At 72.2% G+C, this 11889-nt stretch carries 10 protein-coding genes; 8 read left to right on the top strand and 2 right to left on the bottom strand.

The genetic code is table 11. The features are described from left to right. Positions 1-98: 98 nt before the first annotated feature. The 5 genes from ACFFF6_RS04820 to ACFFF6_RS04800 all read left to right on the top strand — a co-directional run bounded on the left by ACFFF6_RS04820 (position 99) and on the right by ACFFF6_RS04800 (position 6627). Positions 99-1820: a glycoside hydrolase family 13 protein gene (locus ACFFF6_RS04820; RefSeq protein WP_376978723.1), complete on the top strand. Its 1722-nt coding sequence runs from the start codon at positions 99-101 to the stop codon at positions 1818-1820. Between the two features lie 94 nt (positions 1821-1914). Next, a complete protein-coding gene (locus tag ACFFF6_RS04815) occupies positions 1915-3045 on the top strand; it encodes a Gfo/Idh/MocA family protein (protein WP_376978722.1) in 1131 nt (376 codons plus the stop codon). Next, positions 3042-3809, top strand: coding sequence for a ThuA domain-containing protein (locus ACFFF6_RS04810; RefSeq protein WP_376978720.1), 768 nt, complete (start codon positions 3042-3044; stop codon positions 3807-3809). Before ACFFF6_RS04815 ends, ACFFF6_RS04810 begins: the two co-directional genes overlap by 4 nt. Continuing rightward, on the top strand, positions 3806-4846 hold the full coding sequence (locus tag ACFFF6_RS04805) for a Gfo/Idh/MocA family protein (protein ID WP_376978718.1): 1041 nt from the start codon (positions 3806-3808) through the stop codon (positions 4844-4846). Before ACFFF6_RS04810 ends, ACFFF6_RS04805 begins: the two co-directional genes overlap by 4 nt. A 284-nt stretch (positions 4847-5130) precedes the next feature. Further along, a complete protein-coding gene (locus ACFFF6_RS04800) occupies positions 5131-6627 on the top strand; it encodes a UDP-N-acetylglucosamine 1-carboxyvinyltransferase (RefSeq protein ID WP_376978788.1) in 1497 nt (498 codons plus the stop codon). A 100-nt stretch (positions 6628-6727) separates the two neighbouring features. Here ACFFF6_RS04800 and ACFFF6_RS04795 read toward each other — a convergent pair whose 3' ends face one another. Then, positions 6728-7981 carry an MFS transporter gene (locus ACFFF6_RS04795; protein ID WP_376978716.1) on the bottom strand — a complete coding sequence of 418 codons (1254 nt, stop codon included), beginning with the start codon at positions 7979-7981 and terminating at the stop codon, positions 6728-6730. Between the two features lie 96 nt (positions 7982-8077). Between ACFFF6_RS04795 and ACFFF6_RS04790 the strand changes: the two genes are divergently transcribed. Together ACFFF6_RS04790 and ACFFF6_RS04785 are read left to right on the top strand one after the other, a co-directional pair. Beyond that, positions 8078-8671, top strand: a complete 594-nt coding sequence (locus ACFFF6_RS04790) for an ArsR/SmtB family transcription factor (protein ID WP_376978714.1) — start codon at positions 8078-8080, stop codon at positions 8669-8671. 110 nt (positions 8672-8781) lie between these two features. Beyond that, a complete protein-coding gene (locus ACFFF6_RS04785; protein WP_376978712.1) occupies positions 8782-9360 on the top strand; it encodes a dihydrofolate reductase family protein in 579 nt (192 codons plus the stop codon). A 202-nt stretch (positions 9361-9562) separates the two neighbouring features. On the opposite strand, the gene fdhA is transcribed toward ACFFF6_RS04785, so the two are convergent. Next, a complete protein-coding gene (gene fdhA, locus ACFFF6_RS04780; protein WP_376978710.1) occupies positions 9563-10786 on the bottom strand; it encodes a formaldehyde dehydrogenase, glutathione-independent in 1224 nt (407 codons plus the stop codon). A gap of 316 nt (positions 10787-11102) precedes the next feature. Here fdhA and ACFFF6_RS04775 point away from each other — a divergent pair, with 316 nt between their 5' ends. Further along, entirely contained in the window at positions 11103-11840 is a 738-nt protein-coding gene (locus tag ACFFF6_RS04775) for a sulfite exporter TauE/SafE family protein (protein WP_376978708.1), read from the top strand. Positions 11841-11889 lie beyond the last annotated feature (49 nt).

Here is an 11889-nt window from a genome sequence, read left to right as displayed (position 1 = left end):
CCTCGCGTCGGGCCGGGCGCACGCCGCCCGGCCCGACGCACCATCCCCGCCCAGCCTCGATCCCCCCCCGACCCACCCAGCTTCATAGAGGAGCCCCGTTGTCCCTCACCGCCCGCGCCGACGTCCCCCTCGGCATCGACGCCGACTGGTGGCGCCAGGCCGTCGTCTACCAGATCTACCCGCGCTCCTTCGCCGACGGCACGGGCGACGGAATCGGCGACCTCCGCGGGATCATCTCCCGCGTGCCCTATCTCCAGCAGCTGGGCATCGACGCCGTCTGGCTGAGCCCCTTCTACCCCTCGGCGCTGGCCGACGGCGGCTACGACGTGGACGACTACCGCGACGTCGACCCCCGCATCGGCACGCTCGAGGACTTCGGCGAGATGTCCCGCGCCCTGCACGCCGCGGGGATCCGCCTGATCGTCGACATCGTCCCGAACCACTCCTCGAACCGGCACGTGTGGTTCCAGGAGGCCCTCGCCGCGGGCCGCGGCTCCGCCGCGCGCGAGCGGTACATCTTCCGCGAGGGCGCCGGGGAGAACGGCGAGCTGCCGCCCGCGGACTGGACCAGCGCCTTCGGCGGCCCCGCCTGGACGCAGGTCGAGGACGGGCAGTGGTACCTGCACACCTTCGCCCGCGAGCAGCCCGACCTGAACTGGGACCACCCCGAGGTCCGGGAGGACTTCCTGACCACGCTGCGCTTCTGGTCCGATCGCGGCGTCGACGGCTTCCGCGTCGACGTCGCCCAGTGCCTGACCAAGGACCTCCGCGAGCCGCTGCCCACGAGCGCGCAGCTGGCCGAGATGCCGCAGGACGGCACGCATCCCCTCGTGGACCGCGACGACGTCCACGAGATCTACGCCGCCTGGCGCCGCGTCTTCGACGAGTACACGCCGCCGCGCACCGCCGTCGCCGAGGCCTGGGTCTCCTCTCCCGCGCGCCGCGCGAAGTACGCGAGCCCGCAGGGGCTCGGGCAGGCCTTCAACTTCGACCTGCTCGTCGCCGACTTCGAGCCGCACGCCTTCCGGCGCATCGTCACCGAGAACCTCGCCCAGTCCGCGCAGACCGGCTCCTCGAGCACCTGGGTCCTCTCGAACCATGACGTGGTCCGCCACGCGACCCGCTACGGCCTGCCGCCGCTCGAGGGCCGCACCGTCAAGCAGGGCGCCGAATGGATCATGGCCGGAGCCCCCGCCGCGGGGATCGACCGCGAGCTCGGCGTGCGCCGTGCCCGCGCCGCGACCCTGTTCGAGCTGGCCCTGCCCGGCAGCGCCTATCTCTACCAGGGCGAGGAGCTGGGCCTGCACGAGGTCGCGGAGATCCCCGATGCCCAGCGACAGGACCCCGCCTTCTGGCGCACCACCGCCGCGGACCGCAGCTTCGACGGGCTGGGCCGCGACGGCTGCCGGGTCCCCCTGCCGTGGGCCCGCTCCGGCGCCTCCTTCGGCTTCGGCCCCGATGACGCCGCCGGCGTCGACGGGAAGGGCAGCGCCCATCTCCCCCAGCCCGCCTGGTTCGCGGACTCCTCCGTCGAGGCGGAGGACGGCACGCCCGGATCGACCCTCGAGATGTACCGGACGGCGCTGCACCTGCGCCGGACGCTGCAGGGCGCCGAGGACCTCGCCTGGGACGAGGAGCTCAGCCGCGACCAGGTCCTCGCCTTCACCAGGCCCGGCGGCTGGCTGTGCCTGACCAACTTCGGGGATGCGCCGATCGGCCTCCCCGACGGCGAGGTGCTCGTCACGAGCACCCCGCTCGAGACGACGGCCACGGGCCCGGCCGTCCTCCCCGCAGCCACGACCGCGTGGCTGCGCCGCTGAGCGCGTCCTGCCCGGACACGCGGCAGCACCGCCCCGGGGTCGTTCGTCCCGATCCCGCCCCCCGACCACGGACCACAAGAAAGAAGGTCACCCCATGACCAGCACCGCACCCCTTCGCGCCGGCGTCGTCGGCGTCGGCTGGGCAGGCCAGCAGCACATCGCCGCCTACCGAGCCCTCCCCGGCGTCGAGCTCGTCGCCATCGCCGGGCTCGAGCAGGAGGCGCTGGACGCGGTCGCCGCCGAGCACGGCGTCCCGCACACCCACATCGGCTGGGAGTCCCTCATCGCCCGCGGGGACCTCGACGTCGTCAGCGTCGCCACCCCGACCGGCCTGCACGCCCCCATCGCGATCGCCGCCCTGCAGGCCGGCATCCACGTCCTGTCGGAGAAGCCCATCGCCCGCACGGGCGACGAGGGCCAGGCCATGGTCGATGCCGCCCGCGCCGCCGGACGCGTCTTCGAGGTCGTCTTCAACCGTCGTCGCCGCGGCGACATCGCCGCGATCCGCGCCGCGGTCGAGGACGGAACCATCGGCCGTCCGTACCACGCGCGCGCGACCTGGCTGCGCCGCTCCGGCATCCCGTCGCTGGGCAGCTGGTTCACCAACGCGGAGATGGCCGGCGGCGGACCGCTCGTCGACCTCGGCGTGCACATGCTCGACTGGACCCTGCACATCATGGGCGAGCCGCGCATCACCGGCGTGTCCGCCGTGACCCATGCCGAGCTGGGGCCCCGCGGCCTGGGCGGCTCGCAGGACGAGGCGAGCGGTGCCGGCGGCGCCAAGAGCGGCGGCGGCTCCGCCTACGAGGTCGAGGACTTCGCCACCGCGCTGCTGCGTTTCGAGGGCGGCGGCTCGATCATCCTCGAGACCAGCTGGGCCTCCCACCGCCCCACCCCCGACCAGTTCGGCATCACCCTGTACGGCACCGACGGCGGCGCCGATCTGTCCGTCACCGGCTACGCCGACCCCGGCGAGCTCACCCTCTACACGGGCAACGGCGCGGACGCGGTCGACCAGGTCGTCGAGGCGCCCGAGGGACGCGGCCACACCGAGGTGATCGAGGAGTTCCTCGCCCATGTCGCCGACCCGGCCACGTGGGCGCAGCACGACGGCAGCCTGGGGCTGAGCCGGGCCCGGATCGTCGACGCCTGCTACGCCTCCGCCGCGACCGGCCACGAGATCGCCCTGGACGAGAACCTGCACATCATCGGAGGAGACGCATGACCATCCGCGCACTCGTGTGGAACGAGAACATCCACGAGACCACCCAGCCCGAGATCCGCGCGATCTACCCCGAGGGCATCCACGGCGCGATCGCGCAGGGGCTGACGGAGCTGCTCGGCGACGAGGTCGAGGTCGCCACCGCGACCCTCGCCGATCCCGAGCACGGGCTCACCGCGGAGGTCCTCGCCGCCACCGACGTGCTGCTGTGGTGGGGGCACATCGGCCACGACCGGGTGGATGACGAGGTCGTCGCCCGCGTGCAGGAGGCGGTGCTGGGCGGCATGGGCCTGCTGGTCCTGCACTCCGGCCACTTCTCGAAGATCTTCACCCGCCTGCTGGGCACCACCTGCTCGCTGTCCTGGCGCAACGCCGGCGAGCGCGAGATCGTGTGGACGACGTCTCCGGGCCATCCGATCGCCGCGGGCGTCGAGCAGCCGTTCGTCATCGATCAGCAGGAGACGTACGGGGAGCACTTCGACATCCCCGAGCCGGAGAGCCAGGTGTTCATCAGCTCCTTCGAGGGCGGGGAGGTCTTCCGCTCGGGGGTGACCTTCACCCGCGGGCGCGGGCGGATCTTCTACTTCAGCCCCGGCGATCAGGAGTACCCGGTGTACTTCCACCCGCAGGTGCGCCGCGTGCTCGCCAACGGCGTCCGCTGGGCGGCGCCCGCGAGCGACGTCCGCGCAGCTCCCGCGGTCAGCAACGTCACCCGGCGCGACTGGAGCCGGGCCGACGACGGCGCCCTCGAAGGCGCCCCGGCATGACCCTCCGCATCATCCATGTGGGGCTGGGCGGCTGGGGAGGGGACTGGGCCCGCACCGCGATCCCGCCCGTGCCGGGGATCGAGGTCGCCGCGATCGTCGACCCGGTGGAGGCGACCCTCCGCTCCGTCCAGGAGGATCTGGGGCTCGCCGAGGACCAGGCCTTCCCGAGCCTGACGGCGGCGCTCGCCGCGGTCCCGGCCGATGCCGTGGTCATCACCGCCCCGGCGGTCACGCATGTGCCGCTGGCCCTCGAGGCGCTCGAGGCGGGCAAGCACGTCCTCGTGGAGAAGCCCTTCGCCAACACGGCGGAGGAGGCGGCCCTGGCCGTACGGCGGGCTGCGGAGCTGGGCCTGATCATCCAGGTCAGCCAGAACTACCGCACCTACCCGGCTCCCCGGGTCGCCCAGCGGCTGCTGCAGGAGGGCGTGCTCGGGGAGCTCGCGGCGATCAGCATCGACTTCCGTCGATGGGACAACGACCTCCCCTTCGAGGAGCATCCGCACTACCGCTTCCCGCACCCGCTGATCAACGACATGGCGATCCACCACTTCGATCTGCTGCGCAAGGTCACCGGACAGGAGGCCGTGCGGGTGTACGCGAAGGTCAAGGACCCCTCGTACAGCAAGTACGTCGAGGAGGCCTCCGCGGTGATGACGATCGAGATGGCCGATGGACTGGTCGTCTCCTACCGCGGCAGCTGGCTCAGCCGCGGCGAGCCCACCCCGTGGGCCGGAGAGTGGCGCATCACCGGCGAGGACGGGGAGCTGTTCTTCACCAGCCGCGACGGCACGGCGGAGGATCCTGCGGCCGCGGACGTCGTCACCGTGCGTCGGCCCGGTCAGGAGCCCGAGCCCGTCGCGCTGCCTGCCCAGGACTTCTACGACCGCTCCGCCGGGCTCGAGGTCTTCCGGGACGCGATCCGGGACGGCTCGGTCCCGGAGACGGCGGGGGCGGCGAACCTGGGCAGCCTCGCGCTGATGGAGGCAGCGGCACGCTCGGCCGCCTCGGGGCAGGTCGAGGAGGTCCGCATCCCCTGATATCCCCTGGTCCCGGCTCGTCCGGCGTCCGGGACCCTCGCCTCGGCGGTGGTCCCGGACGCCGGCCCGGCCGAGGCGTCCGGGGCCGGGATGTGCCCGCGCTCGCATCTCTCCGGCCCAGGGGCCTGCCCGGGCCCCGTCTGACCAGCGCAGGCCACATCACAGCACATCCCCTCCCCCGTATCTCACATATGAGTTAGAGTCGCGACATGACGGCTATCGACACCGATATCGAGACCACCGGCGCGGAGACCGACGCGCACTACCTCGCGAAGCTCGGCGACATGATCCGCGAGTCCCGACAGGGGGCGGGACTCACCCAGGCGCAGCTCGCGGCGCAGCTCGGCAGCAGCCAGAGCGCGATCAACCGCATCGAGAAGGGGCAGCAGAACCTGACCCTCGAGATGATCTCCCGGATCGGCTCCGTCCTGGACTCGGAGCTCGTGAACCTCGGCACCTCCGGCCCCAGCCATCTGCGCGTCCACGGTCAGCGCACCCTGCACGGCTCGATCGACGTGAAGAGCTCGAAGAACGCGGGCGTCGCCCTGCTGTGCGCCTCCCTTCTGAACACGGGCACGACGGTCCTGCGCAAGGTGGCCCGCATCGAGGAGGTCAACCGGCTCATCGAGGTCCTCGTCTCGATCGGCGTGAAGGTCCGCTGGCTGGGCGAGAGCAACGACCTCGAGATCACCGTCCCCGAGAAGCTCGACATCGGTGCGATGGATGCCGCGGCCGCGCGCCGCACCCGCTCCATCATCATGTTCCTGGGCCCGCTCATGCACCGCGAGGAGACCTTCCAGCTGCCCTACGCCGGAGGTTGCGACCTGGGAACGCGCACCGTCGAGCCGCACATGACGGCGCTGCGGCCCTTCGGCCTGACCGTCGTGGCGACCGAGGGGCACTACCAGGCCTCGGCCGCCCGCAGCGAGGCGCCGCGCCGTCCCATCGTCCTGACCGAGCGCGGCGACACCGTCACCGAGAACGCGCTGCTGGCCGCGGCCCGCATCGAGGGCGAGACCGTCATCCGCAACGCGAGCCCCAACTACATGGTCCAGGACCTGTGCTTCTTCCTCGAGAAGCTGGGGGTGCGCATCGAGGGCATCGGCACCACGACGCTGCGCGTCCACGGGAAGGCGCAGATCCGCACGGACGTCGAGTACGCCCCCAGCGAGGACCCGATCGAGGCGATGAGCCTGATCACCGCGGCGATCGTGACCCGCTCGAGCATCACCGTGCAGCGGGTGCCGATCGAGTTCCTGGAGATCGAGCTCGCGATCCTCGAGGAGATGGGCTTCCGCTACGACCGCTCCGAGGAATACACGGCCCAGAACGGGCACACCCGCCTGGTCGACATCACGACCCACCCCTCGGATCTGCGCGCCCCGATCGACAAGATCCATCCGATGCCGTTCCCGGGTCTGAACATCGACAACCTCCCCTTCTTCGCGGTGATCGCCGCGACCGCGGAGGGCCAGACGATGCTGCACGACTGGGTCTACGAGAACCGCGCCATCTACCTCACCGAGCTCACCAAGCTGGGAGCGAACGTGACCCTCATGGACCCGCACCGCGTGCTCATCGAGGGCCCCACCCGCTGGTCCGGCACCGAGATCGTGTGCCCGCCCGCGCTGCGGCCCGCGGTCGTGATCCTGCTGGCCATGCTCGCCGCGAAGGGCACGTCGGTGCTGCGCAGCGTCTACGTCATCAACCGCGGCTACGAGGACCTCGCCGCCCGCCTGAACGGACTCGGCGCGCGGATCGAGACGTTCCGCGATATCTGAGCAGGCCGATGGGGATGGGGCGCGTCCGGTGATCCGGACGCGCCCCATCCCCATCGGCCCCGGGAATCAGCCCCGCAGCCGCCGGACCGCCCGATGACCCTCACCCCTGTGCGTCGAACCTCCGCAGCGTGGGGCTCGCCGCGCCGACGCCGGCGGTGAGCAGGAACCCGGCCCCGGCGATGCACAGCGCCCAGCCGCCGCCGAGGGAGCCGGCGAGCACTCCGCCCAGGAGCGGCCCGAGCGGCGTGAGACCCATCGACGCGACGGCGAGCAGGGACCCGACCCGGCCCAGCATGTCCTCGGGGACGAGCTCGGCGGTCACTGCGCCGGCGGCGACGTTCAGCGCGGGCGTGACCAGGCTGAACGTGAGGATCGGGAAGAACGGCCACCAGGGAGCGAGCGGCAGGGCGGCGAGCATCAGGCACACGCCGAGCACAGCGGGCACGCCGAGGGCGAGATACCCGGTGCTCACGCGGGCGGTCAGCCGGCCGGAGGCGAGGGCGCCGAGCAGCCCGCCGATCCCGATCCCGGTGAGGACGAAGCCCGTGAGGGCCGAGCCGCCGCCGAGGGACTCGATGTGCACGATCAGCGCGAGGGTGACTCCGCCGCCGAAGAAGTTCATCGCCATGAGGACGAGGCACAGCTCGCGCAGGCCGCGCTGCGCGAGCAGCCAGCGCAGGGCCGTCCAGGTCTCGGCGAGCATGCCGCGACGCGCCGTGGCGGGGGCCGCGCCGTCACCGGCGTCCCCCGCACGCGGTGCGGGCCGGCGCGGCACCCGGGCGAGCAGGGCGAGCACCCAGGCGGCAGCGATCGCGACCAGGGTGGCGAGGTACGGGGCGAGCAGGCTCATGCCGTAGAGGAGGCCGCCGATCGCAGGGCCGAGCACGCGCCCGGCGTGGGAGCGGGACTCCTCCTGTACGAAGGCGCTGCGCAGCTGGGCGATCGGGACCACGGCGCGGATCGAGACCTGGCGGGCGTTGCCCACGAACGCCGCGCACACGCCGTCCATCGCAGCGAACAGCACGAACGAGAGAAGCCCCGCTCCCCCGGCGGCGAGGCTCCCCACCAGCACCACCGCGTTGAGCACCTGCACGGCCTGGGCGGCAAGGAGGATGCGGCGGCGGTCGTGGCGGTCCACCCAGATCCCGGCGGGTATCTGGGCGAGCAGCAGGGCAGCGGTGAGCGTCGCGCCCACGAGGCCGGCCTGCGCGGCGCTGCCGGTGAGGGCGAGCAGGGCGAGCGGCAGGGCGAGGCGGGTGATCTCGGTGCCGAGGGTGGAGCACGCCGCTCCCGCCCACAGCAGCTGGAAGCGGACGTTGCGCCGCAGCGGCGTCAGGGGCGTCGCCGCATCCACGACACACCAAAACTCTGAAAGATATGTTTCACAAATGTGAAGGTATCGCTTCATGGTCTCGGCGGCAAGCAGACCTGACGGCCTACGATGACCGGCATGGCCCTGGATCCCCCGCCTCTGCTGGACGACCACGAGCGCATGCGCGCGGTGAGCCATCCCGCGCGCTGGCGCGTGCTGCAGGAGCTGTGGGACGGCCACACGCTGACCAGCACGGACGCCGCGAAGCTTGTGGGACTCACCCCGTCGGCGATGAGCTACCACCTGCGGCGCCTGGCGGCGCTGGGGCTGGTGGAGCAGGCGAGCTCGGACGATGGCCGCGCGCGGCCCTGGCGCGCGAGCACCGATGGGCTGAGCATGACGGGGCAGCCCGATGCGACGCTCGGCGGGATGATGATGCAGAACTTCGCCGCGGACATCGGCCGCACGCTCGCCACCCCGCCGCCGTCCGAGGGCGACCCCCGGCCATGGCCGGCGAACTTCACCCACCGTCGCGTGCGGATGAGCCGTGCCGAGGCGAAGGCGCTGCACGCGCGGATCTGCGCCCTGCTGGAGGAGGTCGAAGCCGCCGGTCAGGCACGTTTCGAGCGCGGGGAGGAGGCCGACGGGGAGGGTCTCCCGGTCTACCGCTATGACACCTTCTGGGCCTCCGGGGCCGCCGCCGAGGACGCGCCGGGAGAGCCGCGGAGCTGAGCCCCGCGCAGCGGTGCAGCGCGGCTCCCCGTTGCCCCGGGGCCGCCGATGCGGCAGGCTCGCCCCCGACGCGCCCGAGCATCAGCGGCGCCGGAGGCATCGGAGGAACCATGGCCCGCGAGATCGTGTACACCGGATTCATGTCGCTGGACGGGGTCGTGGACTCCCCCGGAGGCCGGGAGGAGGGACACCGCAGCGGGGGCTGGGTGGCACGCACGCCGTTCCTGCCGGAGGCGTTCGCGCTCAAGGGCGAGGAGCTCGCGGAGACCTCCGCCCTGCTGCTGGGACGCCACAGCTACCAGGCCTTCGCGCCGATCTGGCGGGACTCCGAGGAGCATGCTCCCTGGAAGGACATGCCGAAGCTCGTCGTCTCCACGACGCTGCGCGAGGGCGACCTGGTCGGGGGCTGGGGGCCGACGACGATCCTGCCCGGGCTCGACGAGGTGGCGCGCCTGCGCACGGAGGACGACGGCGGGGCGCTGTTCATCCATGGCAGCGCACAGCTCGCCCGCTCCCTCGCCGAGGCCGGTCTCGTGGACCGCTACCACCTGCTGGTGTTCCCGCTGCTGCTGGGGGCCGGCAAGAGCATCTTCCCTCGTGCCGACCGCGAGGAGCAGGGGCTGTCGCTGCGCAGCTCGGAGTCCTACGACAACGGGATCGTCAAGCTGATCTACGACGTGGTGCGGTGAGCTGAACGAGCGGAGGCGATCAGCCCCGCGCAACGACGACCGATCGTGGGCTGACGTTCCCGTTCCGACCCGGATATGGAACGCCAGCCCACGATCGACACGAGCACCCGATCAGGCGCGGGGAGGGGATGGCCCGACCGACAGCGCACCGGCCTGCGGCTCCCCTCATTGCTCGGGGCACCTCCGGCCGGGGCGCAGCCGGTCAGGCGGCGACCAGACCCGTCGTGTTGTGCGGGTCGATGACGAACTTCTTGGCGACGCCGGAGTCGAACTCGGCGTAGCCCCGGGGAGCATCGTCCAGGGAGATCGGGGTGGCGTTGACGGCCTTCGCGATCTGCACCCGGTCGTGGAGGATCGCCTCCATGAGCTGACGGTGGTAGCGCATGACGGGGCACTGGCCGGTCGTGAACGACAGCGCCTTCGCCCAGCCCAGGCCCAGCCTCAGCGACAGCGAGCCCTCCTGCGCGGCCGCGTCCACGCCGCCCGGGTCGCCGGTCACGTAGAGGCCCGGGATGCCCAGGGCACCGCCCGCCTTGGTGATGTCCATGAGGGAGTTCAGCACGGTCGCAGGAGCCTCCTTCGCCCCGTGGCCGTGCCCCTTCGCCTCGAAACCGACGGCATCCACGCCGCAGTCGACCTCCTCGCGGCCCAGGATCTTCGCGATGCCCTCGCGCGGATCGCCCTCGCCGACGTTCACGGTCTCGCAGCCGAAGGCGCGGGCCGCGTCCAGCCGCTCCTGCTGCATGTCCGCCACGATCACGACGGAGGCGCCCAGCAGCTGCGCCCCCACCGCGGCGGCCAGGCCCACCGGTCCGGCGCCCGCGATGTACACGGAGCTGCCGGGCTTCACCCCGGCGCTGACGGCGCCGTGGAAGCCGGTCGGGAAGATGTCGGAGAGCATCGTGAGATCGAGGATCTTCTCGAGCGCCTGGTCCTTGTCGGGGAAGCGCAGCAGGTTCCAGTCCGCGTAGGGGACCAGCACGTACTCGGCCTGGCCGCCCACCCAGCCACCCATGTCGACGTAGCCGTAGGCGCTGCCGGGACGGTCAGGGTTCACGTTCAGGCAGATCTCGGTGCGCCCCGTCTTGCAGTTCACGCAGCGGCCGCAGGAGATGTTGAACGGGACCGAGCACAGGTCGCCCGGCTGGATGAACTCGACGCCCGGGCCCACCTCCACGACCTCGCCCGTGATCTCGTGGCCCAGGATCAGGCCCGCCGGCGCGGTGGTGCGGCCGCGGACCATGTGCTGGTCGGAGCCGCAGATGTTGGTGGTGACGACCTTGAGGATCGCCGCGTGCGGCAGCTTCCTGCCCACGTTCGCCGGGTTGACCCCCGGCCCGTCCTGGAGCTCGTAGGTCGGGTAGTCGAGGTCGACGACCTCGACCTCGCCCGGACCCTTGTACGCGACACCGCGGTTGCTGGTCATATGAAGGCCTCCTTGCCATCACAGGTCGCAGACCCGACGCCGATGTCGAGCCTGCCGAATCCTCCCACCATGACCCTGCACGGGCACCCGAGTCAACCGTCCGGACGGGTGGAATCCGCGAGGTCTTCGCTGCTGAGACGTACCCCCCGGCGAGCACCGTCGATGAGACACTGGACCACGGTGCCCGCGCCCGGCAGGGACGAGAGCCGGCCCCTCCCACCGACCCCTCGCCCGCTGTTCGCGCACCCGCCGTCCTCGCGGTGCGCCCGGCCCGCACCCGCTCGTCCTCCCTCCCCCGACCCCGGAAGGGCTCGCCGTGTCCGAACCGAGCCTGCCGCTGATCTTCGGCATGGCCCTGTGCACCGTCGTCGGCGCCGCCGCGCAGCGCGCCACCGGCATGGGCTTCGCCCTGCTCGCCTCGCCGTTCCTCGTGCTCGTCCTGGGACCGTTCCAGGGGATCCTCGTCATCAACGTCGCCGGCGTCATCGCCAGCTCGATCGTGCTGCTGCAGGTGGGCCGCGACGTGGACTGGCCGCGAGCCGCGGTGATCGTCCCGATGGGGGTGATCGGCGTGATCCCCGGGGCGATCGCGGTCGACCTGCTGCCCGGCGGTCCGCTCGCGGTCGTCGTGAGCCTCATCGTGATCCTCGGTCTGGCAGGGACGATGCTGCTGCGCGGACGCACCCTGCCCCACTCCCCGGCCCTCGGTGCCGCCGGTGGCCTCGCCTCCGGGTTCATGAGCGTCACCGCGGGGGTCGGCGGTCCCGGTGTGGTCGTCTACGCACGGGCGACCGGCTGGGAGCACCGGCACTTCGCGGCGACCGCCCAGCTCGTCGGCGTCACGATGGGCATCGTCTCCCTCGCGGCGAAACGATCCCTGCCCTCGCTGGGCGCGGCGGGCTGGACCGCGCTGCTGCTCGCGATCGGGGCAGGGCTGCTGGTCGGGAACGTCGCCGCCCGCCGCATCGACGAGCAGGCCGCGATGCGCGCCGTCATGGTGATCGCGATGATCGGAGCGCTGCTGGCGCTGGGTCAGGGCATCATGCGCCTCTGAGGCGCTCGTTCTCGCCGCCGACCAGCGGCGTCGCCTGGACATCAGGCCG

It is taken from the genome of Brachybacterium hainanense (genome assembly GCF_042434575.1).
GTDB classification, from domain to species: domain Bacteria; phylum Actinomycetota; class Actinomycetes; order Actinomycetales; family Dermabacteraceae; genus Brachybacterium; species Brachybacterium hainanense.
Note: the sequence above shows the minus strand (reverse complement) of the source record. Positions and strands in the feature narration are given on the sequence as shown.